The sequence below is a fragment of the Rathayibacter festucae DSM 15932 genome (assembly GCF_004011135.1).
GTDB lineage: Bacteria > Actinomycetota > Actinomycetes > Actinomycetales > Microbacteriaceae > Rathayibacter > Rathayibacter festucae.
In genome coordinates this window covers 635,390-660,592 of sequence record NZ_CP028137.1, presented here as the reverse complement: position 1 = coordinate 660,592, position 25,203 = coordinate 635,390, and the positions used below count along the sequence as shown (strand labels likewise).

Here is a 25,203-nt window from a genome sequence, read left to right as displayed (position 1 = left end):
CCGCGCTCGGCTTCCGCAGGGGCGCCCGGGTCTAGGTTGGTAGCCGTGAGTTCCGCCAGAGTCTTCGTAGCGCGCTTGGCCGGCTGCAGCGTGTTCGACCCGGCGGGCGATCGCGTCGGCAAGGTCCGCGACGTGCTGCTCGTGCACCGTCAGAACGACGCGCCCCGCGTGGTCGGCCTCGTCGTCGAGATCCCCGGCCGCCGCCGGGTGTTCGTCTCGATCGGGCGGGTCACCAGCATCGGCAGCGGGCAGATCATCACGACCGGTCTGATCAACGTGCGCCGCTTCGAGCAGCGCGGCGGCGAGGTCCGCGTCATCGCCGAGCTGCTCGGCAGGAGGATGACCTTCGTCGACGGCTCGGGCGACGCGATCGTCGAGGACGTCGCGATCGAGGAGGTCGGGCCGGGCGAGTGGGAGCTCGCGCAGCTCTTCGTCCGCCGCCCGAAGACCAGCCCCTCCCCCTTCGCCAAGGGCGCCACGACGTTCGCCGGCTGGCGCGAGGTCCGCGAGAGCGTGTCCACCGAGGCGCAGTCGGCCGAGCAGTACGTGGCGAGCCTCTCCGAGCTCAAGCCCGCCGACCTCGCCAGCACCCTCCTCGACCTGCCGCAGCAGCGGATGCTCGAGGTCGCGGGCGAGCTCTCCGACGACCGGCTCGCCGACGTCCTCGAGGAGATGCCCGAGAGCGAGCAGGTCGAGATCCTCGGCCGGCTCGACGACGACCGCGCGGCCGACGTCCTCGACCAGATGCAGCCGGACGATGCGGCCGACCTGATCGCGCAGCTCTCGGACGAGCGCGGCGAGGCGCTCCTCGAGCTGATGGAGCCGGAGGAGGCGGACGACGTCCGCATGCTGCTCTCCTACGCGCCCGAGTCGGCCGGTGGACTGATGACGACCGAGCCGATCATCGTCTCGTCCGAGGCGACCGTGGCCGAGGGCCTCGCGATGATCCGCCGCCACGAGCTGGCCCCGGCGCTCGGCGCCGCGGTCTGCGTGACCCTGCCGCCGTACGAGCCGCCGACCGGCCGCTTCCTCGGCGTGGTGCACTTCCAGCGGATGCTCCGCTACCCGCCGCACGAGCGCCTCGGCACGCTGCTCGACCAGAGCCTCGACCCGATCACGCCCGACACCTCCGCGGCCGAGGTCGCCCGCATCCTCGCGAGCTACAACCTCGTCTCGGTGCCGGTCGTGGACGAGTCGCACCGCCTGGTCGGCGTCGTCACGATCGACGACGTGCTCGACTACCTCCTCCCCGACGACTGGCGCAGCCACGACGGCGACGAAGAACCGCGCGTGCCGGTGAGCACGACGACCCAGGGCATACCGATCCCGGCACCGGTGGCGGCGGCGGGCAGGTTCAAGGCAGGACGACGAGGACGGAGGGGTGCGCGTGGCTAGGGACACCAGGCAGGATCGACGGCTCGACGCCCCGAAGGGCCTGCGCACGCGGGTGCTCCCCCGGCGCAACCGCCAGAGCAGCGACCGCTTCGGCCGCCTGACCGAGTCGTTCGCCCGCGGTATGGGCACGCCGTGGTTCCTGGTCGGCATGACGATCTTCTGCGTGTTCTGGCTGCTGTTCAACACCTACGGCCCGGAGGAGTCGCGCTTCGACTCCCAGGCCCTCGGCTTCACGGTGCTCACGCTGATCCTGTCACTGCAGGCCTCCTACGCCGCTCCCCTGCTGCTGCTCGCGCAGAACCGCCAGGACGACCGCGACCGCGTGCAGATCGAGCAGGACCGCCAGCGCGCCGAGCGCAACCTCGCCGACACGGAGTACCTGGCCCGCGAGGTCGTCGCGCTCCGCCTGGCGATCCGCGACATGGCGAGCAAGGACTTCATCCGCTCCGAGCTGCGCAGCCTCGTCGAGGAGCTCGAGAAGGACCGGGCGGAGTCGATCGCGAGCGAGCGGCGCGATGCCTGACGCCGCCGTGACCGGTCCGGCGGATTCCGCCGCCCTCGAGAGCGCGGTGCTCGCGGCACTCGCCCGGGTCATCGATCCGGAGATCCGGAAGCCCATCACCGAGCTCGACATGGTCGACGCGGTGAGGGTGGGCGAGGACGGCGCGGTGACCGTCGCCATCCGGCTGACGATCGTCGGCTGCCCGGCCGCGTCCGCGATCGAGCGCGATGTCCGCGCGGCGGCGGAGTCGGCGGCCGGCTCCGCCGCGGTGCGGGTCGAGGTCGGCGTGATGACGCCCGCGCAGCGCACGGCTCTGACCGAGCGGCTGCGCGGCGGGCGGCGCGAGATGCCGTTCGGCCCGGACTCGCTGACGCGGGTCTACGCGGTGACGAGCGGCAAGGGCGGGGTCGGCAAGTCGACCGTCACCGCGAATCTGGCGGTGGCCCTGGCCCGGCGCGGGCTCGCGGTCGGGCTGGTCGACGCTGACGTGCACGGCTTCTCCATCCCGGGGCTGCTCGGGCTGATGCACGACGGCCGCGTCGCCGGGCCGACGCGGGTCGGCGAGCTGATGCTCCCCCCGGTCGCGCACGGCGTGAAGGTGATCTCGATCGGGATGTTCCTCGAGGGCGACACCCGCGGAGCGGCCGTCTCCTGGCGCGGACCGATGCTGCACCGCACCATCTCGCAGTTCCTCACCGACGTGTACTTCGGCGACCTGGACGTGCTGCTGCTCGACCTGCCGCCGGGCACGGGCGACGTCGCCATCTCGATCGGGCAGCTCCTGCCGCACGCGGAGGTGCTGATCGTGACGACTCCGCAGCCGGCCGCCGCCGACGTGGCGGAGCGCAGCGGTGCGCTCGCCCGGCAGTCGGGGCAGCGCATCGTCGGCGTTGTCGAGAACATGTCCGGGCTGCCGCAGCCCGACGGGTCCGTCCTCGAGCTCTTCGGCAGCGGCGGCGGGGCCGAGGTGGCCCGCCGGCTCAGTGCGAGCGGAGAGGACGTGCCGCTGCTCGCGACGCTGCCGATCAGCGTGGCGCTGCGGGCGGGCGGCGACGACGGACTTCCGGTCGTCATCGGCGATCCCGAGGACCCGGCCGCCGTCGCGATCACGGAGCTGGCCCGGACCCTCGCCTCGCGGCCGCGCGGGCTGACGGGGCGACGCCTCCCGATGTCGGTCGGCTGAGGCCTTCGCCGCAGGCGCTGGTTCGGGTGGGTCTCGATACGCCCGCTCCGCGGGCTACTCGACCAGCATGCAGGGAAAGCCTCAGCGCGTGCAGCATGATCGCCCCATCCATGCTGGTCGAGTAGCCCCGGAGGGGTGTATCGAGACCTACCGTCGTCGGCGCGTGCGGCTGACGGAGGGTGGGTCTCGATACGCCCGCTGCCGCGGGCTACTCGACCAGCATGAGGACCGCTCGTCGGGCTGCTCGGCCCGTGGTCGCGTCAGGTGGCTTCGAGGTCGATGGGCGGGGGTGCCACCGTCGAGAGCTCGCCGGCTCCGGCCGAGCGCTTCATCGTCGTGTAGTAGCTGTCCGCCGTGGAGGCGCCGCCGCCCGCGGTGACGGGCGCGGAGACCGCCGAGGGCGGCTTGACCGTGGGGGCCGGCTCGTCCTCGAGCAGGGCGTCGCGGATGATGCGCCGCGGGTCGTACTGCCGCGGATCGAGCTTGCGCCAGTCGACCTCGTCGAACTCGTCGCCCATCTCGTCCTTCACGCGCTCGCGCGCCTGCGTGGCGAATCCGCGGACCTTCCGCACCAGCGCAGCGAGCTGCGAGGCGTAGTAGGGGAGGCGGTCAGGGCCCAGCACGAAGACGGCGATGACTCCGATGATGAGGAGCTTGTCGAACGTCAAACCGAACACGGGACCACCCTAGTCCGCCGCGCCTGCGCCGACGACCGCGCGGACCCCCGTACCCTGGCGATGCGCAGGCGCGATCCGCCCGCCGCGACCACCACCAGAGGAGCCCACCCGTGTCCGACAAGGATGCCAACTGGAAGTACGCCGAGGACGCCGTCGTCGAGCCCGAGGCGATCGCCTCCGCCCGGCGGCTCGCCGTCGAGCTGGGCATCGATGCGATCGCGCCCTCGATCGGCGCGCAGTCCGCCCTCGTCGCGGCGGCCGCCCGGGCGACGTCGATCATCGAGATCGGCACCGGCACCGGCGTGAGCGGACTCTGGCTGCTCGACGGCGCCCCGGAGGCGATGCTCACCTCGATCGACTCGGAGGCGGTGCACCAGCAGCACGCCCGAGCCCAGTTCCACGAGGCCGGCATCTCGCCGAACCGGCTGCGCCTCATACCCGGCCGCGCTCTCGAGGTGCTCCCGCGGATGAACGAGAACTCCTACGACATCGTCTTCGTCGACGGCGACCCACTGCAGGTCATCGAGAACGTGGAGCACGCGCTGCGCCTGGTCCGCGTCGGCGGCACCGTCCTCGTGCCGCACGCGCTCTGGCGCGGCCGCGTCTCGAACCCCGCGCAGCGGGACGAGATCGCCTCCGCCTTCCGCACGCTGGTCGCCGAGGTCTGCGGCTCCCCCGCCGTGGTCAGCGTGCTGTCGCCGATCGGCGACGGGCTGCTCCAGGCGAACAAGCGCCGCGCGTAGCACGGGCCCGACCCCGGGAACGAGGGAACGCCCGTCGCATCGGATGCGGCGGGCGTTCTCGACGGTGCTGGTGGGTCAGGCTGGAGTCACCACCGACGCGAGAGCGTCGTGGAGTTCCTTCGCCTCTGCATCGTTGACTGAGACGACGAGGCGTCCGCCGCCTTCGAGCGGAACGCGCACGACGATGAGTCGCCCCTCCTTAACAGCCTCCATCGGTCCGTCTCCGGTCCTCGGCTTCATGGCCGCCATAGAGTTCCCCTTTCGTGACGTATCCGTCTATTATCGTGCATCCGCGCCAGGGACGAAATCGGCGGCCTTCCGCGGAAACACGGCGTCGATCACGGCGGCGTCCAGTCGTAGCCGTCGACGGCCCAGCCGATGGTGATCCAGCCGATCTGGCCGGCGATCGAGACGAGCACCAGCGCGCTCCGGAACAGGGGCGAGCGCGGCACCGCGAGCGCTCCGACCAGCGGGAACATCGGGCCCAGCAGGCGGAACGTGCTCGACTGCGGGAAGAAGAAGGCGAAGAGGTAGACGCCGTAGCCCGCGACCCACGCGCGGCTGAAGAGGTCCAGCCGCCGCATCCAGGGCGAGGCCAGGACGCCGACGAACAGCAGCACGAGGACGACGACCAGAGCGATGCCGAGCATCGGCGCGCCGAACCACCAGCCGCCCCACCACGCGCCGCCCTGGAACCAGGAGGTGAAGGGGAACAGCTCCTGGTAGCCGATGTAGGAGGCCCGCCAGGCCAGCTCGGTGTCGGTGTAGGCCGTCGGCGAGCCGGTGACCGCCCAGGCGACCGCCGGCCACAGGAAGCCGACCACGAGGCCCCAGACCGTGAGCGCGACGGCGGGCACGGCGTCGGCCCGCGGGAACGGCTCCTTCGCGCGCCGGACGAGCCGGTAGACGACGTAGAGGCCCATCGCCGCGGCGAAGGCCAGCCCGCTCGGGCGCGTCAGCCCGAGCGCGAGCACGACCGGGAAGACCCAGGCGTACCGGCGCCGGACGAGCAGCAGCAGCACGATCGCGGTCAGCATCATCGCCATCGACTCGGCGTAGGCGATCTGCAGCATCGGCGAGGTCGGCGCGACGCAGAAGAACAGCACGGCGACGAGCGACTGCGACTCGCTCAGCGAGTGCCGCATCAGCCGGTAGAGCACCAGGCAGGCGACGGCCGCGCAGATCACCGAGACGGCGACGCCCGCGGTCGCCCAGCCGAGCCCGGTCAGCACCATCAGCAGGCGCACGACGACCGGGTAGAGCGGCATGAACGCCCAGGCGTTCTCGCCGATCTCCCCCGCCTCGGTCACGGGCAGCTCGGTCGGATAGCCGGCGGTCGCGATGATCTCGTACCAGCGGCCGTCCCACATCGTCGCGAAGTCGACGTAGGCCGGCGATGGACCGGTCCACGAGTTCGCCTGCTGGTTCGCGGCGAACTGCAGCATGATCACGGTCGTCACGATGCGGGTGAGGACGAAGACCGCGAGGACGCGCGCCCACCAGGGGACGAGGCGCAGCTGCGCGCGGCGGCGGACCGGGAGCCCGGTGAGGACGGCGCTCACGCGGAGCCGCTCAGCCAGCGGCGGAGGCCCTCGGTGCAGTCGGTGATCTCGTGCACGGCGACGTGCTCGTCGTCGGCGTGCGCCTTGAGCGGGTCGCCGGGGCCGTAGTTGACGGCGGGGATGCCCATCGCCGAGAAGCGGGCGACGTCGGTCCAGCCGTACTTGGGCTTGGCCTCGGCGCCGACCGCGGCGATGAAGGCCTGCGCGAGCGGCGCGTCGAGCCCGGGGCGCGCGCCCTCCGCCAGATCGACGACCTCGACCTCGAAGCCCTCGAACAGCTCACGGAGGTGCGCGACCGCCTCCTCGCCGGAGCGGTTCGGCGCGAAGCGGTAGTTGACGTGCACCGTGCAGAGGTCGGGGATCACGTTGCCCGCCACTCCCCCGCTGATACGGACCGCGTTGACGCCCTCGCGGTAGACGAGGCCCTCGACCTCGACCTCGCGCGGCTCGTAGTCGGCGAGGCGGTCCAGGATCGGGGCGGCGGCGTGGATCGCGTTCTCGCCGACCCAGCTCCGGGCGGAGTGCGCGCGGCGGCCGTGCGTCGTCACGTCGACGCGGAGGGTGCCGTTGCAGCCCCCCTCGACCTCGCCCCGCGTCGGCTCGCCGAGGACGGCGAAGTCGGTGGCGAAGACGTCCGGGCGGTGGCGGGAGAGGCGGCCGAGGCCGTTGAGGTCGGAGGCGACCTCCTCGTTGTCGTACCAGATCCAGGTGACGTCGACGACCGGATCGGTCAGCTCGGCGGCGAGGACCAGCTGCACCGCGACGCCCGCCTTCATGTCGGTGGTGCCGCGGCCGACGAGGTGCTCGACGCCGTCGATCGTCTCGGCGCGCACCGGGAGGTTCTCGTTGATCGGCACCGTGTCGAGGTGGCCGGCGATGACGACGCGCTGCTCGCGACCGAGGTTCGTCCGGGCGACGACGGTGTGGCCGTCGCGGATCACCTCGAGGTGCGGGTACTGCTCGAGGGCCAGCTGGACCGCGTCGGCCAGCGCCAGCTCGTCCCCGGAGACGGAGGGGATGTCGCAGATCACCCGGGTCAGGGCGATCGGATCGGAGCGCAGATCGAGGGGCGCGACGGGCGCCGGGGCGGAGGTCGGTACGGCCATGCGCCCCAGGGTACCGGCCGGATCGTGCGCGCTACCCTGGGCGACATGAGCCTCCAGAACGCCGCTGACTCCGCCGTGCCCGCGCCCGCCTCCGCCTGGGGCTACGGGCTGGCGACGATCGCCTCGGACGGGACCGTCCTCGACACCTGGTTCCCGGAGCCGCGGCTGGGCACCATCCCGGCGGGACGCGACCCGTGGATCGTGCCCGCCGAGTTCGAGGCCCTCGCCGGTGAGGACGCGCGGCGCGAGGTGCGGATCGACGTGGTGACGCTGCAGATCGACCTGCAGAACGCGCCGGCCTCGACCTCCGACGCGTACCTGCGGCTGCACCTGCTCTCGCACCTGCTCGTCCAGCCGAACACCGTGAACCTCGACGGGATCTTCGCGCACCTGCCGAACGTGGTCTGGACGAACGCGGGGCCGGTCGCTCCGGACTCGTTCACCCGGCTGCGTCCGTCGCTGCGGCGTCACGGGATCCAGGCCGCGGGGATCGACAAGTTCCCGCGACTGACGGACTACGTCACGCCGGCGAAGGTGCGCATCGCGGACACGTCGCGGGTGCGCCTGGGAGCGCACCTCGCTCCCGGGACGACGGTCATGCACGAGGGGTTCGTCAACTTCAACGCCGGGACGCTCGGCAGCTCGATGGTCGAGGGCCGCATCTCACAGGGAGTCGTCGTCGGCGACGGCTCGGACATCGGCGGCGGCGCCTCGATCATGGGGACGCTCTCCGGCGGTGGCGTGCAGCGGGTGTCGATCGGCGCGCGGGCGCTGCTCGGCGCGAACTCCGGCATCGGCATCTCGATCGGCGACGACACCGTCGTCGAGGCCGGGCTCTACGTCACGGCGGGCACGAAGGTCGTCGTCGTCGGCGGCGCCCCGCGCGCGGACGGGCGGCCGCAGACGGTCAAGGCCGTCGAGCTGTCGGGCGTGCCGAACCTGCTCTTCCGCCGCAACTCGCTCACCGGCGCGGTCGAGGTGCTCCCGCGCACCGGAGCCGGCATCGAGCTGAACACGGCCCTGCACGCCTGACGCGGGGCTTCGACGCGGCCGTGACCGGCCCATGCTGGTCGGCAGCCGCGGGGCGCGGCGCATCGAGACCCGCCCCTCGGCGGACGTCGGGTCTCGATACGCCCGCTGCGCGGGCTACTCGACCAGCATGAGGGGCCCGCTGCGCGGGCTGCTCGACCAGCATGGTGGGCCCGCTGCGCGGCCTGCTCCACCAGCAGGCAACGGCGCACCGCTGAACGCTGCGCGGTACATGCTGGTCGAGTAGCCGCGGGACGCGGCGTATCGAGACCCACCCGTCGAAGGACGCCGGGTCTCGATACGCCCGCAAGCGGGCTACTCGACCAGCATGAAGCGCCCGTAGCCCGGGTCAGCGGTCGGTGGGCCAGTGGCGCTCGGGGGCTCCCGTGTAGAGCTGCTGGGGGCGGCCGATCTTGGTCTGCTTGTCGGTGTTCATCTCGCGCCAGTGGGCGATCCAGCCGGGCAGGCGGCCGATGGCGAACAGGACGGTGAACATCCGGGTCGGGAAGCCCATCGCCTTGTAGATGACGCCGGTGTAGAAGTCGACGTTCGGGTAGAGGCGGCGCTCCTTGAAGTAGTCGTCCTCCAGCGCGAGGGCCTCGAGCTCCATCGCGATGTCGAGCAGCGGGTCCTTGACGCCGAGCGCCTGCAGCACCTCGGAGGCGCTCTCCTTGACGAGCTTCGCGCGCGGGTCGTAGTTCTTGTAGACCCGGTGGCCGAAGCCCATCAGGCGGACGCCCTCCTCCTTGTTCTTCACCCGCTCGACGAAGGTCTGCACGCTCTCGCCCGACTCGCGGATGCGGCCGAGCATCGTCAGCACGGCCTCGTTCGCGCCGCCGTGCAGCGGGCCGAACAGGGCGTTGATGCCGGCAGAGACCGACGCGTACAGGTTCGCCTCGGTCGAGCCGACCAGGCGGACGGTGGAGGTCGACGCGTTCTGCTCGTGGTCCTCGTGCAGGATCAGCAGGCGGTCGAGCGCCTTCGAGAGCACCGGGTCCACCTCGAACGGCTCGGCCATGGTGCCGAAGTTCAGGCGGAGGAAGTTGTCGACGAAGCTCAGCGAGTTGTCCGGGTACAGGAACGCCTGGCCGATCGCCTTCTTGTGCGCGTAGGCCGCCATCACCGGCAGCTTCGCGAGCAGGCGGATGGTGGTCAGTTCGACCGCCTCCGGGTCCTTCGGGTTCGAGCTGTCCTCGTAGTAGGTCGACAGCGCCGAGACACCGGCCGAGAGGACCGACATCGGGTGCGCGCTGTGCGGCAGCGCGTCGAAGAAGCGCTTGAGGTCCTCGTGCAGCAGCGTGTGCCGGCGGATGCGGTCGTCGAAGCCGGCGAGCTCGTCCGCGGTGGGCAGCTCGCCGTAGATCAGCAGCCAGGCCACCTCGAGGTACGTCGCGTTCGTCGCGACCTCCTCGATCGGGTAGCCGCGGTAGCGCAGGATCCCCTCGTCGCCGTCGATGTAGGTGATGCTCGACTTGGTGGCGGCCGTGTTGACGAAGCCGTAGTCGAGCGACATCAGACCGGTCTGCTTCGACAGGGTCGAGAAGTCGATGCTCGAGGAGCCGTCGACGCTGCGCAGGACCGGGAACTCCGCGGTGCGATCACCGAACGTGAGCGTCACCTTCTCGGGCAGGACCTCGGCCGCGGCCGGCGCACTCTCCGTGGCGGGCTCGGGTGTCTCCACCGTCGCGGTTCCGTCGCTCTGCGTGCCGGATTCGGTCACAACGCCTCCCAGGTCATCGGTCGCACCCGGGTGCGCTCGCGCGGAGCGGGCGGCGCCGGGGGCTGGAACTGTCCGGAACCAGGGCCGTTTGTGGCGACGCTGACCGAACCCCATACAGCCTATGGGCAAAGCGGCGGCACTGTGACACCGCCCAGTGCTCGCCCCCGTCCGTTGTGGGGATCCTTCAGGATCGCGGTGAGCCGAGGGTCAGAGACCGCCCGCCAGCCGCTCGGCGGCGGCCGCGATCCGCTCGTCGGTGGCCGTCAGCGAGAGGCGGACGTGCTCGGTGAAGTGGTCGCCGTAGAAGACGCCGGGGCCGGCGAGGATCCCCAGGCGCGCGAGCCGGTCGATCGACTCCCAGGCGGGTCGTCCCTCGGTCGCCCAGAGGTAGAGGCCGGCCTCGCTGCGGTCGACGCGGAAGCCCGCGGCCTCGAGCGCCGGGCGCAGGAGGTCGCGCCGGGAGCGGTAGCGCTCCTTCTGCTCCGCCACGTGCCCGTCGTCGGCGAGAGCGACGACCATCGCCTCCTGCAGCGGTGCGGGGACGATCATCCCGGCGTGCTTGCGGACGGTGACGAGCCGAGCGATCAGCTCGCGGTCGCCCGCGACGAAGGCGGCGCGGTAGCCGGCCAGGTTGGACTGCTTGCTGAGGGAGTAGACGCCGAGCACGCCGCGGCGGTCCTCGCCCGCCACGCGGGGGTCGAGGACGCTCGGGATCGGCTCGTCGGCCCAGCGGCCGTCCCAGCCGAGCTCGGCGTAGCACTCGTCGCCCGCGACGACGGCGCCCAGCTCGCGCGCCCGGTCGACCGCGCGCTTCAGGGCGTCGACGCCGAGCACGGCGCCGTCGGGGTTGCCGGGCGAGTTCAGCCAGACCAGGCGCGTCTCGGCCGGCCACTCGTCGGGGTCGTCGGAGGCGAGCACCGAGGCGCCGGCGATCGCGGCGCCCATCGCGTAGGTCGGGTAGGCGGCGCGCGGGTGGACGACGACGTCGCCCTCACCGAGGCCGAGCAGGAACGGCAGCCAGGCGACGAGCTCCTTCGAGCCGATCGTCGGCAGCACCTCGTCGAGGCCGAGCCCCGGAACGCCCCGGCGCCGGGCGTACCAGGCGGCGATCGCCTCGCGCAGGGCGGGCGTGCCGACCGTGGTCGGGTAGGCGTGCGCGTCGGTCGCCCGGGCGAGCGCCTCGCGGATCGGCTCCGGCGTCGGGTCGACGGGCGAGCCGATCGAGAGATCGACGAGGCCGCCGGGGTGCGCGGAGGCGACCCGGGTGGCGGGACCCATCAGGTCCCAGGGGTAGTCCGGCAGCGGTCCGAGTGCCACGGACGCGCGCTCAGTGGCTCTGCGGCGGGAGGACGGCGATGACCGGGTGGTCCTTCGCGATCACTCCGACCTTCGCGGCGCCGCCGGGCGAGCCGATCTCGTCGAAGAACTCGACGTTGGCCTTGTAGTAGTCGGACCACTCCTCGGGGAGGTCGTCCTCGTAGTAGATGGCCTCGACGGGGCACACCGGCTCGCACGCCCCGCAGTCGACGCACTCGTCGGGGTGGATGTAGAGCGAGCGCTCGCCTTCGTAGATGCAGTCGACCGGGCATTCGTCGATGCAGGCGCGGTCTTTGACATCGACGCACGGAAGTGCGATCACGTAGGTCACGGTCGTGGACGTCCCTTCGAACAGTGTTCTCTATCGTACGGGGAGCGGCGGGGCGGTGCTGTCGGCCGCCGGTTCCGCCGGAGCGGGGCGGGACGGCGGGCGGACCCGCGGCCAGGCGATCACCACGAGGGCGATCAGCGCGGGGGCGAAGGTCCAGACCACGCCGAGGCCGTTGGCCGGCACGAGGACCGAGCCGCCGGTGCTGCGCAGCGCCAGCAGCCCGATCGCGCCGAGCAGGCCCATCGCGGTGCAGAAGGCGACGAAGCGGTCCACCATCACGAGACGGAGTCCGAGCAGCAGGAGCAGCACGGCGGCCAGCGACACGGCGAGGCCGACCGGGAGCTCCGCGTCGCCGACGGTCACGGTGCTCTGGTGCGCGACGGTCGTGATCGCGCCGACCACGGCGCCGGTCAGCACCGAGAGCAGGCCCGAGACGATGCGGGTGCCGAGATCGGGCCGCTCCTCGGCGACCGGCTCCGGCGGGGTCGGAGCACCCTCGGGGCGGAAGCGCTCGAGGCGGCCGATCGGGAACGCCGGGCCGCTCGAGAGCCGCAGCTCGTCGCCGCCGACGACGAGCTGGGTGCGGTGCGCCTCGAGCGCCGCGCGCTTGCGGGCGTAGTCGGTGTCGTCGAGCTCGATCGCGACGTCACCGGGCTGCTCGGGGACGGCCTCGGGCAGGACGGCCAGGTAGCGCAGTCCGAGCCGCTCGGCGGCCGTCGAGGCGATCAGGGCGGCGCGGATGTGGTCGGGATGGCCGTAGCCGCCGCCGACGTCGTAGGAGAGCACGAGGGTCGCGCCGGTCTGCACGAGGACGGCGACGAGGTCGGCGATCGCCTCCTCCTCCGGCGCGGAGGTGAAGGAGCGCGGGTCGACGGGCTCGAGCGGGACGGGCACGCGGCCCGGGCCCCACTGCATGCCGGAGTCGCGGTAGACCCGCGGGGCGAGACCTGCGGCGCGGGCGGCCGGGTCGCCGAGGAAGCGGTGATCGGCCACGCCGAGGGCGGTCAGGGCGACGACCAGCTCGGTGGTGCGGTGCGCGGCGAGCTCGTCCGAGCCCTCGAGGTGCGCGAGATCGGCCGGGATGACCTCGCCGCACTCGCCGCGCGTCGCGGTGACGACGGTGACCGCGGCGCCGTCCGCGACGAGTCGCGCGAGGGTCCCGCCCATCGTGATGGTCTCGTCGTCGGGATGGGCGTGCACCGCCACGACCCGCTCGCCTGCGCCGTCTCGACTCGCGTCCACTCTCCGCCTCTCGTCCGTCCTGTGCTCTCGTTCCGCCGCGCGGCCCCGCCCGGAGAGTCTCCGACCGGCTGCTCTGCGCCGCACATCGCACGCCCGGCGTCATGTGTGGACACACGACCGGATGGCCACTACAGTCATCCACGGGTTAGCAAGGCTTACCTGAGGATGCGGCCCGGGGGTGGGCTTCGCACCGTCCTCCCGTGCAGACGACGAAGAGAACACACGTGCTCGCAAACTACCTCATCGGCCTCCGTGAAGGCCTCGAAGCCGGGCTCGTCGTCGGCATCCTCGTCGCCTACCTGACCAAGCTGCAGCGGCGCGACGTCCTCCCCCGGCTCTGGACGGGCATCGCCGCCGCGGTCGTCCTCTCGCTCGTCACCGGCGCGATCCTCACCTGGGGCCCCTACGGCCTCAGCTTCACCGCGCAGGAGCTCCTCGGCGGCGGCCTCTCGCTGCTCGCCGTCGGCCTCGTCACCTGGATGATCTTCTGGATGGGCGCGAACGCCCGCAGCCTCAAGGGCGAGCTCGAGTCCAAGCTGGACGCGGCGGTCAGCGGCTCCGCCCTCGGGATCGTCGTGCTCGGCTTCGTCAGCGTCGGCCGCGAGGGCATCGAGACCGCCCTGTTCGTCTGGGCGAGCGTCTCCTCGAGCAGCGCCTCCTCCGCCTCCAACGCCTGGGTCGGCACGATCGGCGCGTTCCTCGGCATCCTCAGCGCGGTCGTCGCCTCCTACCTGATCTTCCGCGGCTTCGTCCGGATCGACCTCGGCCGCTTCTTCACCTGGACCGGCGGCTTCCTCATCGTCGTCGCGGCCGGTGTGCTGCTCTACGGCGTCGGCGACCTGCAGGAGGCGGCGCTGCTGCCCGGCTGGGGCACTCCGCTGTTCGACCTCGGCCCGATCCTGCCGGCCACGGTCGCCGCGGTCCTCGGCGGACTCTTCAACTACACGCCCGAGCCGACGGCGCTGCAGTTCTCCGCCTGGCTGCTCTACCTCGTCGTCGTCGGGTCCCTCTTCGTCCGCCAGGTCCGCTCCCGCCGGCCGCGACGGGGCAGCGCGGCCCCGGTCACCGCTCCCGTCGCCACCTCCGTCTGATCCCGCCCCGGCACCGCCGGAACGACCTCCCACCACCAGGAGAACCATGCCCCTGCGCACTCGACCCCGCCTCCCCCGCGTCGCCACCGGCCTCGCCGGCGCCGGCGCTCTCGCCCTGCTCCTCACCGGCTGCGTGCCGAACACCCCGGCCGCCTCCTCCGCCGCGGCCCTCGACGTCGCGATCGACGACGGCGCCTGCGCGGTGTCGGCCGCGACGGCCGAGGCGGGTGCGGTGACCTTCGCGCTCGAGAACACCGGATCGGACGTCAACGAGTTCGAGATCCTCGCCGAGGACAAGCTGCGCATCGTGGGCGAGAAGGAGAACGTCACTCCCGGTCAGAGCGTCTCCTACGTCGCCCAGCTCGAGCCCGGCACCTACTACACGGCCTGCAAGTTCCAGCAGGTCGGCGCTCCCGTCGGGCTCGCCGAGTTCACCGTGACCGGCGAGGCGACCGAGCAGTCGGCCGACGAGCAGGCCGCGACCGAGGCCGCCGTCACCAACTACGTCTCCTACGTGCAGTCGCAGTCCGGCGAGCTGCTGCCCGCCGTGACGGCCTTCGCCGAGGCGTACGCGGCGGGCGACGACGAGAAGGCGCGCAGCCTCTTCGCCGCGACCCGCGTCTTCTACGAGCGCATCGAGCCGACCGCGGAGGCGTTCGGCGACCTCGACCCGAAGATCGACTACCGCGAGGTCGACGCCGTCGCCGAGGGCCTGGACTGGACCGGCTTCCACCGCATCGAGAAGGACCTCTGGGTCCCCGCCGCCGACGCGCTGAACTCCGACGGCACGAGCGCCTGGCTCGACTGGGCGCCGTCCACTCCCGAGCAGCGCACCGCGTTCGCCGACGGGCTCGTCTCCGACGTGCAGGACCTCTACGACCTCGTCGCCGCGCCCGACTTCACCGTCTCGGTCGGCGACATCTCGAACGGCGCGATCGGCCTGCTCGACGAGGTCGCCGCGGGCAAGATCACCGGCGAGGAGGACTGGTGGTCGGGCACCGACCTGACCGACTTCGCCGCGAACGTGCAGGGCGCGGAGGTGGCCTTCGGCAACGTCGAGCCCATCGCGACCGCCTCCGGCGAGGACGGCGCGGCGCTGACCGCCGAGATCGGCCAGCGCTTCGCCGAGCTCGACGCGATGCTCGCGCAGTACGGCTCGCTCGACTCCGGCTTCGTCGCCTACTCGAGCGTCACCGCCGAGCAGAAGAAGGAGCTCTCCGACCAGGTGAACGCCCTGTCCGAGCCGCTCTCGCAGCTCACGCACACGGTGCTCGGCGTCGAGGAGCCCGCGGAGTAGTGGAGCCCGAGCAGAACGCCGCCGGCCCCGGCACCGAGTCGGGCCCGACCGCCGAGCAGCCCCGCCGCCTCTCGCGGCGCGGGCTGCTCGGCCTCGTCTCGGCCGGGACCGCGGGCCTCGCGGCGGGGATCGGCGGGACCGTCGCCGTCACCTCGGCGACCAGCGCGAGCGCCTCCTCCGCCGCGACGCGGGTCGTGCCGTTCTTCGGCGCGAACCAGGCCGGGATCACTACGGCGGCGCAGGACCGGCTGCACTTCGCGGCCTTCGACCTGGCCTCCAGCGCCACCCGCGACGACCTGATCGAGCTGCTCCAGGACTGGACCCTCGCGGCCGCCCGCCTCACGCAGGGCCTCGACGTCAGCGAGGAGGGCGCCGTCGGCGGCCCGGACACGGCGCCGCCGGACGACACCGGCGAGGCGCTCGGCCTCGACGCGTCCTCGCTCACCCTGACCTTCGGCTTCGGGCCGACGCTCTTCACGGACGAGTCGGGCGCCGACCGCTTCGGCCTCGCCGACCGCCGGCCGGCCGAGCTCGCGGCGCTCCCCCGGTTCCGCGGCGACGCGCTGGTGCCGACCGCGGGCGGCGGCGACCTCTGCATCCAGGCCTGCGCCGACGATCCGCAGGTCGCGGTGCACGCGATCCGCAACCTCAGCCGTATCGCCTTCGGCCGCGCGTCGCTGCGCTGGTCGCAGCTCGGCTTCGGCCGCACCTCCTCCACCTCGACGGCGCAGGCGACTCCGCGGAACCTCTTCGGCTTCAAGGACGGCACCGCCAACATCAAGTCCGAGGAGCCGGACGCCGTGCAGGAGCACGTCTGGGTGCAGGACGCCGACGGCCCGGCCTGGCTCGCGGGCGGCAGCTACCTGGTGGCGCGCAAGATCCGGATGATCATCGAGACCTGGGACCGCAGCCAGCTCGGCGAGCAGGAGCGCGTGATCGGCCGGAGCAAGGGTTCCGGCGCCCCGCTCTCCGGCGGCGGCGAGTTCACCGAGCCCGACTTCGAGGCGGCAGGAGCGACCGGCGTGCCGCTGGTCGACCAGGAGTCGCACGTGCGGCTCGCGCACCCGACCGTGAACAGCGGCGTCCGGCTGCTGCGCCGCGGCTACAACTTCGTCGACGGGAACGACGAGCTCGGGCGGCTGAACGCGGGGCTCTTCTTCCTCTCGTTCCAGCGGTCGCCGGAGCAGTTCATCACCGTGCAGAGGAACCTCGCGACCGATGCGCTCAACGAGTACATCAAGCACGTGGGCTCCGCGGTCTTCGCCGTCCCGCCGGGCGTCCGCGACGAGAGCGACTTCGTGGGGTCGGGGCTCTTCGCCTGAGCCGCTCGCTTTCCTGAGGGAATCTCCATCCCGGCACAGGTCGTCGGCGGCTGCCTCTCCGAGTGCGGCAAGGTCGGCTCCCTAGCGTCGACGGCGATGTCCGGGAACAGTGCGAAGAACCAGCCGACCAAGCGCGAGCGCCAGGAGCTCGCCCGCCTCGAGGCGAAGGAGCGGCGCGAGCAGGAGCGGCGCCGGAAGCGGCGGAACCGGCTGCTCGGGCAGAGCGGTGCGGTGGTCGGCGTGCTCGCCGTGGTGGCGCTCGTCGCCTGGAACGTCTGGTCGCAGCAGGAGATCGCGAGCACCGGGCCGGCGAACATGCTGAGCGACGGCATCGTGCTCGCGGGGGCGGAGTCGGCGGTCACTCCGGTGACGACCGCTCCCCTCGAAGCGGGCGAGGAGCCGGTGCCGACCGACGAGGCCGCCACGCGTGCGGGCGGCGTCGTCACCGTCGACCTGTACGTGGACTACCTCTGCCCGTACTGCGGGCAGTTCGAGACGGCGAACACGGCCGATCTGCAGTCGTGGCTGACGCAGCGGGCGATCACGCTCGAGATCCATCCGGTCGCGATCCTCGACTCCTCCTCGGCGGGGTCGGAGTACTCGAGCCGCGCGGCGAACGCGGCGGCGTGCGTGGCGGACGAGGATCCGGACCGCTTCCTCGCCGTGCACGAGGCGCTGTTCGCGAAACAGCCGGCGGAGGGGACGACCGGGCTGAGCGACGACGAGCTGCGGGCACTGGTGACCGGGGCGGGCTTTACGGACGACGACGTGCTGGCGTGCATCACGAGCGGCGAGTTCCGGCCGTGGGTCGCGGCGGCCACGAAGCGGGCGACGACCGGACCCCTGGCGAACTCCTCGGTCGCGAAGCTGAGCTCGACGCCGACCGTGCTCGTGAACGGCGAACAGTACACGGGGAAGCCGGACGACGCCGACGCGTTCGTCGCCTTCATCACGGCCACGCTCGAGGCGGAGGGCGCGACCGCGTCGCCGACGCCGACGCCGGCGGGCTGACGGCCGGGTCTCGATACGCCGCTGCGCGGCTACTCGACCAGCATGCTGCAGCCCATGCCGGTCGAGCAGCCCTCGCAGAGGGCGTATCGAGACCCACCCTCTGCCGGACCTCGGTCTCGATACGCCGCTCCGCGGCTACTCGACCAGCATGTAGGGCCGGAACGACGAACGACCGGCGGAGCGGGGCTCCGGCCGGTCGTGCGTCGTGGGGGGCGCCGCTGGGGCGCCCGGGATCAGGCCTGCTTCTTGAGGCGGCTGGTCGCGCGGGCGCGGGCGTTCGCGTCCAGCTCGACCTTGCGGATGCGCACGATCTCGGGGGTGACCTCGACGCACTCGTCCTCGCGGGCGAACTCGAGGCACTCCTCGAGCGTCAGCTGGCGCGAAGGCGTCATCGACTCGAACGTGTCGGAGGTGGACTGACGCATGTTGGTCAGCTTCTTCTCCTTGGTGATGTTCACGTCCATGTCGTCGTTGCGCGAGTTCTCGCCGATGACCATGCCCTCGTAGACCTCCTCGGTGGGGTTCACGAAGAAGGTCATTCGCTCCTGGAGCGCGATGATCGCGAACGGCGTCACGACGCCGGTGCGGTCGGCGACGATCGAGCCGTTGTTGCGGGTGACGATGGCGCCGGCCCACTGCTCGTAGCCGTGCAGGATCGCGTTCGCGATGCCGGTGCCGCGGGTGGTGGTGAGGAACTCGGTGCGGAAGCCGATCAGGCCGCGCGAGGGGACGATGAACTCCATGCGGACCCAGCCGGTGCCGTGGTTCGCCATGTTCTCCATGCGGCCCTTGCGGGCGGCGAGGAGCTGCGTGATCGCGCCGAGGTACTCCTCCGGAGCGTCGATGGTGAGGTGCTCGAAGGGCTCGTGCACCTTGCCGTCGACCTGGCGGGTGACCACCTGGGGCTTGCCGACCGTGAGCTCGAAGCCCTCGCGGCGCATCTGCTCGACGAGGATGGCCAGCGCGAGCTCGCCGCGGCCCTGGACCTCCCACGAGTCGGGGCGGCCGATGTCGAGGACCTTGAGCGACACGTTTCCGATGAGCTCGCGGTCGAGGCGGTCCTTGACCATGCGCGCGGTGAGCTTGTGGCCCTTGACCTTGCCGACCAGCGGCGAGGTGTTGGTGCCGATGGTCATCGAGATCGCCGGGTCGTCGACCGTGATGGCCGGCAGCGGGCGGATGTCCTCCGGGTCGGCGATGGTCTCGCCGATGGTGATCTCGGGGAAGCCCGCGATCGCGACGATGTCGCCGGGGCCGGCGGTCTCGGCCGGGTAGCGGTCGAGCGCCTTGGTGATCAGCAGCTCGGTGATGCGCGCGTTGGTGTGCGAGCCGTCGTGGTGGACCCAGGCGACGGTCTGGCCCTTCTTGATCGTGCCGTTGAAGACGCGGAGGAGGGCGAGGCGGCCGAGGAACGGCGACGCGTCGAGGTTGGTGACGTGGGCCTGGAGGGGCGCCTCGTCGTCGAAGGTCGGCGCGGGGATGTGCTTGAGGATCGCCTCGAACAGCGGCTCGAGGTCCTCGGCGTCGGGCAGCGTGCCGTCCTCCGGCTTGTTCGCGGAGGCGCGGCCGGCCTTGCCGGACGCGTAGACGACGGGGACGTCGAGGATGGCGTCGAGGTCGAGGTCGGGGACGTCGTCCGCCATGTCGGAGGCGAGGCCGAGGAGCAGGTCCTGGCTCTCGGCGACGACCTCGTCGATGCGGGCATCGGGGCGGTCGGTCTTGTTGACCAGCAGGATGACGGGGAGCTTCGCCTCGAGCGCCTTGCGCAGCACGAAGCGGGTCTGCGGGAGGGGGCCCTCCGACGCGTCGACGAGGAGGCAGACGCCGTCGACCATCGACAGGCCGCGCTCGACCTCGCCGCCGAAGTCGGCGTGGCCGGGGGTGTCGATCACGTTGATGGTGATGGGGCCGTCGACCGCGTGCTTGCCGCTGTAGGACACAGCGGTGTTCTTCGCGAGGATCGTGATGCCCTTCTCGCGCTCGAGCTCGTTCGAGTCCATCGCGCGCTCGTCCACGTGGGCGTGCGCGTCGAAGGAGTTCGTCTGCTTGAGCATGGCGTCCACCAGGGTGGTCTTGCCATGGTCGACGTGGGCGACGATCGCGACGTTGCGCAGGTCGGAGCGGGTGGCACTTGCCATGTGAACGGACTCGTCTCGTGTTCTCGTGCAGTAAGGGGGACCCTCCATCGTACCGCAGGCTCGCGCCGAGACGGCGGAGGGCCCCGTTCCGGGCCGGCGACCCGATGAACATCGGGTGTCGCCGGGCCGGAACGGGGCCCTCGTGGAGTGGATCCGGCGGACTAGACCGCGAACTCGATCCCGGCGCCGGGGATGGCGGCGAGCAGCTCGCGGGTGTACTCCTGCTGCGGCGACTCGAACACGGTGTCGGTCGACGCGTGCTCGACGATCCTGCCCTTCTGCATCACGCAGACGTCATCGGCGATCACGCGGACCACGGCGAGGTCGTGCGTGATGAACAGATACGTCAGCCCCAGCTCGGCCTGCAGGTCGGCCAGGAGGCGGAGGATCTGCGCCTGGACGAGCACGTCCAGGGCCGACACCGCCTCGTCGAGCACCACGATCTCGGGCTTGAGCGCGAGCGCGCGGGCGATCGCCACGCGCTGGCGCTGGCCGCCGGAGAGCTCGTTCGGGTAGCGGCTCGCGATGACCCGCGGGAGGGACACCTGGTCGAGCAGCTCGAGCACCCGCTCGCGCTGCGAGGTGCGGTCGCCGACCTTGTGCACCCGCAGCGGCTCGGAGATGGTGTTGCCGATGTTGTGCAGCGGGTCGAGCGAGCCGTACGGGTCCTGGAACACCGGCTGCATCGAGCGCCGCAGCGCCAGCATCTCCTTGCCGCGGAGCTTCTCGGTCCGACGGCCGTCGATCGAGATCGCGCCGGACGTCGCCGTCTCGAGACCGAGCACGAGGCGGGCGATCGTCGACTTGCCCGAGCCCGACTCCCCCACGAGCGCCGTGGTGGTGCCCTTGGGGATCGAGAACGACACGTCGTCGACCGCCGTGAAGTCCTCGGCCTTCAGCCCGCCGCGGCGGATCTTGAAGACCTTGGTGAGCCCGTCGAGCTCGATCATCGGCCGCGCGGTGGTTGTCGCTGCACCGTGGTGGGCGCCGGCCGCGCCGACCAGGTCGACCTCGCGGACGGCCTCGGACTCGCCGGGCACCGCCTCGGTGGCCTTCCCGGCGGTCGACTGGATGCGGCGCGAGGCGAGGCTCGGCGCCGCGGCGATCAGGCGCTGCGTGTAGGGGTGCTGCGGGTTCTGCAGCACCTCCACCGAGGCGCCCGACTCCACGATCCGGCCCTTGTACATCACGATGAGCTTCTCGGCGCGCTCGGCGGCGAGCCCCAGGTCGTGCGTGATGAAGAGCAGCGCGGTGCCGTCGGTCCTCGTCAGGGTCTCGAGGTGGTCGAGGATGCGCCGCTGCACGGTCACGTCGAGCGCCGAGGTGGGCTCGTCCGCGATCAGCAGCTGCGGCGACGCGGCCAGGCCGATGCCGATCAGCACCCGCTGGCGCATGCCGCCGGAGAACTGGTGCGGGAACTGCTTGAGCCGCTTCTCGGCGTCCGCGAGCCCGGCGTTCTGCAGGACCTCGATCGCCTTGGCGCGGACCTCCTTGCGGCCGGAGGCGAGGCCGTTGGCCTTGATCGTCTCCTCGACCTGGAAGCCGACCGACCAGACCGGGTTGAGGTTGGACATCGGGTCCTGCGGCACGTAGCCGATCCGGCGGCCGCGGATGTCCTCCAGCTCGGTCCTGGTCGCCTTCGCGAGGTCCTTGCCGTCGAACAGCACGGAGCCGCCGGTGACCGTGCCGGTGCCGGGGAGCAGGCCGATGATCGCCGCGGCGGTCGTCGACTTGCCGGAGCCGGACTCGCCGACGATCGCGACGGTCTGGCCGTGCTCGATCGTCAGGCTGACGCCGCGGAGTGCGGGGACCAGTCCGCTGCCGGTCTGGAAGCCGACCTCGAGGTCGGTGACCTGGAGCAGCGGCCCCTGCGGGGTGCTCGGTGTCGTGGACGTCATCGGAGGGCCCTCGCCTTCGGGTCGAGCGCGTCGCGGAGCGACTCGCCCAGGAGGATGAAGCTCAGCACCGTCACCGTCAGCGCGATCGACGGGTAGATCAGCGTCTGCGGGTTGGTGCGCAGGTCGCGCTGCGCCTGGCTGATGTCGTTGCCCCAGGACATCACCGAGCCGGGCAGGCCGACGCCGAGGAACGACAGCGTCGCCTCCGCGGTGATGGCGGCGCCGAGCGAGATGGTCGTGACGACGATGACGGGGGCGATCGAGTTCGGCAGCACGTGCCGGAAGAGGATCGCCATCTTGGACAGGCCCGTCGCGGTGGCGGCGCCGACGAAGTCGGACTGCTTGACGCGGAGGACCTCGGAGCGCAGCACGCGCGCCGTCGTGGGCCAGGCGAACGCTCCGATCGCCAGGGCGATGACGAAGACGTTCCGGTAGGCCGAGAAGACCGACATGATGACGACCGCGGCGAGGATGTAGGGGATCGAGAAGAAGATGTCGCCGAGGCGCATGATCACGGTGTCGACCCAGCCGCCGAAGAAGCCGGCCAGCGCGCCGCCGATGACGCCGGAGACGGTCGTGATGACGATCACGATCAGACCGACGGTCAGCGACGTGGACGTGCCGTGGATGATGCGCGAGAAGACGTCGCAGCCCTGCTTGGTGTAGCCGAGCAGGCTGCCGCCGCCCGGGCCCTGGTTGCTGAACGAGAGCGCGCACTGCCGCGGGTCCACCGAGGTGAACAGGCCGGGGAGCAGGGCGACCGCGATGATCAGGACGATCATCACGCCGGAGATCCAGAACATCGGGCGCTTGCGCAGGTCGCGCCAGGCGTCGGTCCAGAGGTTGCTGGGCTTCTCGTCGAGGCTGACCGCGTCGACGGACGCGATCGGCGTCTCCTCGAGCGGGGCGACGAAGTGGTCGATGCGGCGGGCCTTCTGCGCGCCGCCGGAGAACTCATTTGGCATAGCGGATCCTCGGGTCGAGTACGGCGTAGAGCAGGTCGACGAGGATGTTCACCACGAGGTAGAACAGCACCATGACCGTGACGAAGGAGACGACGGTCGGTCGCTCCCCTCGGATGATCGCCTGGTAGAGCGTGTTCCCGACGCCGGGAACGTTGAAGATGCCCTCGGTCACGGTGGCACCGACGATCAGGAGGCCGAAGTCGGCTCCGAACTGCGTGGTGACCGGGATCAGCGAGTTGCGCAGGACGTGCACCGGGATGACGCGACGACGCGAGAGTCCCTTGCTGTACGCGGTGCGCACGAAGTCCGAGCCGGCGGTCTCGATGACCGAGCCGCGGGTCAGGCGGATCGCCGAGGCGACCACGAACAGCGCGAGCACGATCGCCGGGAGCAGGAGCCTCTGGAACGACGCGTCGGCACCGACCGTCGGAGGGAACCAGCCCAGCTGGATCGCGAAGAACGACTGCGCGATGAAGCAGAGCACGAAGATCGGCACCGAGACGAGCAGGAGGCTGACGACCAGGGCGCTCGCGTCGAAGAAGCTGCCCTTGCGCAGTCCGCTGATGAGGCCGATGGTCAGCGCCACGACGATCTCGATGATGATCGCCATCATCGCGAGGGTCAGGGTCACCGGGAAGGTGCGGGCGAGGATCTCGTTGACCGACTGGCCCGAGAACGAGATGCCGAAGTCGCCGCGGACGACGCCTCCCAGGTAGTACAGGTACTGGACGATGAACGGCTCGTTCAGGTGGTACTGCTCCTCGAGGCGGGCGAGGAGCGCGGGGCTCGGCGTCTTGTCGCCGAAGAGCGACAGGAGCGGGTTCCCCGGCATGGAGAAGACCATGAAGTAGATGAGGAACGTGGTGCCGATGAGCACGGGGACGGCTTGCAGGATGCGTCGGACGATGTAGGCGAGCATGTCAGCCCAGCCGGTTCCGGAGTCGCATGGATGGGGACCTCATTCGATTGTGACCGAAACAGGGCGCTCCGCCCGTGCCGTGACCTGGTGGCCGGCGGCACGGGCGAAGCGCCCCAGTGGTTCGAGCTTAGTTCTTGGTGATCTCGTAGTAGAGCGGCACCGAGTTCCAGCCGAACTCGACGTTCGACACGCCCTCGCCGTAGCCGCCGGTCACGTTCGCGTACCAGAGCGGCAGCGCCGGGAGGTCGGTGAGGAGGGTCTCCTGCGCCTGCTGGAACGTGGTGTTCGCAGCGTCGGTGTCGGCGTCGGAGAGGCCCGAGGCGACGAGAGCGTCGAACTCGGGGTTCGTGTAGTCGCCGTCGTTCGACGAGGCGCCGGTCACGTAGAGCGGTCCGAGGAAGTTGTAGAGGCTCGGGTAGTCGGCCTGCCAACCGGTGCGGAACGCCGTCTCGATCGAGCGGTCGACGATCTTGGTGCGCGCCTCGGCGAAGGTCGGGTAGGCGTCGCCCTCGGCCTCGATGCCCAGCGTGTTCTTGATCGAGTTGGTCACCGCGTCGACCCAGCCCTGGTGGCCGCCGTCCGCGTTGTAGGCGATCTTGAAGGTGCCGTCCCAGGGGCTGATCGCGTCGGCCTGAGCCCACAGCGCCTTGGCCTCGTCGGGGTTGTACTCGAGCACGTCGGCGCCCTCGAGGGAGTCGCTGTAGCCGTCGATCACCGGGGAGGTGAAGTCGGAGGCGGGGGTGCGGGTGCCCTCGAAGATCACGTCGGTGATCTCCTTGCGGTCGAAGGCCATCGAGATGGCCTGACGGCGCAGCTGGCCCTCCTCACCGCTGAAGTGCGCGAGGCGCTCCGGGATGGTGAAGGACTGGAAGATCGCGGCGGGCTGGTTGACGGCCCGGTCGCCGAGGTCGCTCTCGAAGGTGCCGAAGGCGGAGTCCGGGATCTGGTCGACCACGTCGACGTTGCCGCCGAGGAGGTCGGCGTAGGACGCGTCCTGGGTGGCGTAGAAGACGATCTTCAGACCGCCGTTCTGCGCCTCGCGGGGACCGGAGTAGTCCTCGTTCTTGACCAGGTCGATCTGGACGTCGTGCTGCCACGCGTCGTCGCCGGCCAGCTTGTACGGGCCGTTGCCGATCGGGTTCTCGCCGAACGCGGCCATGTCGTCGAACGCGACGGCGGGCAGCGGGTAGTACGCCGAGTAGCCGAGGCTGATCGGGAAGTCCGACTGCGGGGACTTGAGCGCCACGGTGAAGGTGGTGTCGTCCACGGCCTTGAGGCCGGTGAGCTCGCTGTCCTCGGTGTCGCTGTAGCCCTCGAAGTTCGCGAAGAACGACGAGCTGAGCTGGTTGTTCGAGAGCTTCGCGCCGTAGTTCCAGGCGTCGATGAAGGAGCTCGAGGTCACCGGGTCGCCGTTCGTGAACGTCAGGCCGTCCTTGATGGTGATGGTGTAGTTCTGCGCGTCGTCCGACTCGATCGACTCGGCGACGTCGTTGTTCGGCGCCCCCTCGGCGTCGTAGTAGACCAGGCCCGCGAAGATCTCGTCGAGGATCTTGCCGCCGCCCACCTCGTTGGTGTTGGTCGGGACCAGCGGGTTCTGCGGCTCCGAGCCGTTGGTGGAGATGATCGCGGCGGTGTCGCCGCTCGCGTCTCCCCCGCCCGAGTCGTTCGAGCTGCTGCAGCCGGCCAGGACCAGCGTGCTCGCGGCGACGAGCGCCAGAGCTCCGAGGCCGTAACGTCTGATTTTCACAATTCCTC

22 protein-coding genes are annotated in these 25,203 nt (G+C 71.2%); 9 read left to right on the top strand and 13 right to left on the bottom strand.

What is annotated here, in order from left to right:
• Positions 1–45 precede the first annotated feature (45 nt).
• From C1I64_RS03130 to C1I64_RS03120, 3 genes are read left to right on the top strand one after another with little or no spacing between them, the layout of a single operon-like run.
• Entirely contained in the window at positions 46–1,395 is a 1,350-nt protein-coding gene (locus C1I64_RS03130) for a magnesium transporter MgtE N-terminal domain-containing protein (protein ID WP_127886171.1), read from the top strand.
• Complete coding sequence (locus C1I64_RS03125) at positions 1,388–1,918, top strand: DUF1003 domain-containing protein (RefSeq protein WP_127886170.1); 531 nt, start codon at positions 1,388–1,390, stop codon at positions 1,916–1,918. Before C1I64_RS03130 ends, C1I64_RS03125 begins: the two co-directional genes overlap by 8 nt.
• The gene (locus C1I64_RS03120) at positions 1,911–3,080 is read left to right on the top strand and encodes an Mrp/NBP35 family ATP-binding protein (protein ID WP_127886169.1); all 1,170 of its coding nucleotides are present in this window, start codon (positions 1,911–1,913) and stop codon (positions 3,078–3,080) included. The genes C1I64_RS03125 and C1I64_RS03120 overlap by 8 nt, the downstream gene beginning before the upstream one ends.
• Positions 3,081–3,340: 260 nt before the next feature.
• Here the strand turns inward: C1I64_RS03120 and C1I64_RS03115 are convergent, their stop codons facing one another.
• Positions 3,341–3,757 carry a twin-arginine translocase TatA/TatE family subunit gene (locus C1I64_RS03115; RefSeq protein WP_123445460.1) on the bottom strand — a complete coding sequence of 139 codons (417 nt, stop codon included), beginning with the start codon at positions 3,755–3,757 and terminating at the stop codon, positions 3,341–3,343.
• Between the two features lie 110 nt (positions 3,758–3,867).
• Between C1I64_RS03115 and C1I64_RS03110 the strand changes: the two genes are divergently transcribed.
• On the top strand, positions 3,868–4,500 hold the full coding sequence (locus C1I64_RS03110) for an O-methyltransferase (RefSeq protein ID WP_123702830.1): 633 nt from the start codon (positions 3,868–3,870) through the stop codon (positions 4,498–4,500).
• 75 nt (positions 4,501–4,575) lie between these two features.
• On the opposite strand, the gene C1I64_RS03105 is transcribed toward C1I64_RS03110, so the two are convergent.
• The 3 genes from C1I64_RS03105 to dapE form a co-directional block, all read right to left on the bottom strand.
• A complete protein-coding gene (locus C1I64_RS03105; RefSeq protein WP_077221916.1) occupies positions 4,576–4,749 on the bottom strand; it encodes a DUF3117 domain-containing protein in 174 nt (57 codons plus the stop codon).
• A gap of 89 nt (positions 4,750–4,838) precedes the next feature.
• Entirely contained in the window at positions 4,839–6,062 is a 1,224-nt protein-coding gene (locus tag C1I64_RS03100) for a hypothetical protein (protein WP_127886168.1), read from the bottom strand.
• On the bottom strand, positions 6,059–7,168 hold the full coding sequence (gene dapE / locus C1I64_RS03095) for a succinyl-diaminopimelate desuccinylase (protein WP_127886167.1): 1,110 nt from the start codon (positions 7,166–7,168) through the stop codon (positions 6,059–6,061). The genes C1I64_RS03100 and dapE overlap by 4 nt, the downstream gene beginning before the upstream one ends.
• 45 nt (positions 7,169–7,213) lie before the next feature.
• On the opposite strand from dapE, the gene dapD reads away from it, so the two are divergent.
• Complete coding sequence (gene dapD / locus C1I64_RS03090; protein WP_123445455.1) at positions 7,214–8,200, top strand: 2,3,4,5-tetrahydropyridine-2,6-dicarboxylate N-succinyltransferase; 987 nt, start codon at positions 7,214–7,216, stop codon at positions 8,198–8,200.
• Between the two features lie 346 nt (positions 8,201–8,546).
• Here the strand turns inward: dapD and C1I64_RS03085 are convergent, their stop codons facing one another.
• The 4 genes from C1I64_RS03085 to C1I64_RS03070 form a co-directional block, all read right to left on the bottom strand.
• Complete coding sequence (locus tag C1I64_RS03085; protein WP_123445980.1) at positions 8,547–9,827, bottom strand: citrate synthase; 1,281 nt, start codon at positions 9,825–9,827, stop codon at positions 8,547–8,549.
• A 297-nt stretch (positions 9,828–10,124) separates the two neighbouring features.
• On the bottom strand, positions 10,125–11,234 hold the full coding sequence (gene dapC, locus C1I64_RS03080; RefSeq protein WP_127886166.1) for a succinyldiaminopimelate transaminase: 1,110 nt from the start codon (positions 11,232–11,234) through the stop codon (positions 10,125–10,127).
• A 10-nt stretch (positions 11,235–11,244) separates the two neighbouring features.
• Positions 11,245–11,565: a ferredoxin gene (gene fdxA / locus C1I64_RS03075; protein WP_085475430.1), complete on the bottom strand. Its 321-nt coding sequence runs from the start codon at positions 11,563–11,565 to the stop codon at positions 11,245–11,247.
• Between the two features lie 30 nt (positions 11,566–11,595).
• Positions 11,596–12,807, bottom strand: coding sequence for a PIG-L family deacetylase (locus tag C1I64_RS03070; protein WP_127886165.1), 1,212 nt, complete (start codon positions 12,805–12,807; stop codon positions 11,596–11,598).
• Between the two features lie 200 nt (positions 12,808–13,007).
• On the opposite strand from C1I64_RS03070, the gene efeU reads away from it, so the two are divergent.
• The 4 genes from efeU to C1I64_RS03050 all read left to right on the top strand — a co-directional run bounded on the left by efeU (position 13,008) and on the right by C1I64_RS03050 (position 17,528).
• Complete coding sequence (efeU, locus tag C1I64_RS03065) at positions 13,008–13,898, top strand: iron uptake transporter permease EfeU (RefSeq protein WP_244209392.1); 891 nt, start codon at positions 13,008–13,010, stop codon at positions 13,896–13,898.
• A 46-nt stretch (positions 13,899–13,944) separates the two neighbouring features.
• Entirely contained in the window at positions 13,945–15,195 is a 1,251-nt protein-coding gene (efeO, locus tag C1I64_RS03060) for an iron uptake system protein EfeO (protein WP_127886164.1), read from the top strand.
• A complete protein-coding gene (efeB, locus tag C1I64_RS03055; RefSeq protein ID WP_127886163.1) occupies positions 15,195–16,517 on the top strand; it encodes an iron uptake transporter deferrochelatase/peroxidase subunit in 1,323 nt (440 codons plus the stop codon). The genes efeO and efeB overlap by 1 nt, the downstream gene beginning before the upstream one ends.
• Positions 16,518–16,613: 96 nt before the next feature.
• Positions 16,614–17,528, top strand: coding sequence for a DsbA family protein (locus tag C1I64_RS03050; RefSeq protein WP_127886162.1), 915 nt, complete (start codon positions 16,614–16,616; stop codon positions 17,526–17,528).
• Between the two features lie 233 nt (positions 17,529–17,761).
• Here the strand turns inward: C1I64_RS03050 and typA are convergent, their stop codons facing one another.
• The 5 genes from typA to C1I64_RS03025 all read right to left on the bottom strand — a co-directional run bounded on the left by typA (position 17,762) and on the right by C1I64_RS03025 (position 25,195).
• On the bottom strand, positions 17,762–19,666 hold the full coding sequence (typA, locus tag C1I64_RS03045) for a translational GTPase TypA (RefSeq protein ID WP_127886161.1): 1,905 nt from the start codon (positions 19,664–19,666) through the stop codon (positions 17,762–17,764).
• Positions 19,667–19,827: 161 nt separating this feature from the next.
• Positions 19,828–21,564, bottom strand: a complete 1,737-nt coding sequence (locus tag C1I64_RS03040) for a dipeptide ABC transporter ATP-binding protein (protein ID WP_123445447.1) — start codon at positions 21,562–21,564, stop codon at positions 19,828–19,830.
• Complete coding sequence (locus tag C1I64_RS03035; RefSeq protein WP_127886160.1) at positions 21,561–22,529, bottom strand: ABC transporter permease; 969 nt, start codon at positions 22,527–22,529, stop codon at positions 21,561–21,563. Before C1I64_RS03035 ends, C1I64_RS03040 begins: the two co-directional genes overlap by 4 nt.
• The gene (locus tag C1I64_RS03030) at positions 22,519–23,448 is read right to left on the bottom strand and encodes an ABC transporter permease (protein ID WP_123445445.1); all 930 of its coding nucleotides are present in this window, start codon (positions 23,446–23,448) and stop codon (positions 22,519–22,521) included. The genes C1I64_RS03035 and C1I64_RS03030 overlap by 11 nt, the downstream gene beginning before the upstream one ends.
• 127 nt (positions 23,449–23,575) lie before the next feature.
• Positions 23,576–25,195, bottom strand: a complete 1,620-nt coding sequence (locus tag C1I64_RS03025; protein ID WP_123702811.1) for a peptide ABC transporter substrate-binding protein — start codon at positions 25,193–25,195, stop codon at positions 23,576–23,578.
• Positions 25,196–25,203 lie beyond the last annotated feature (8 nt).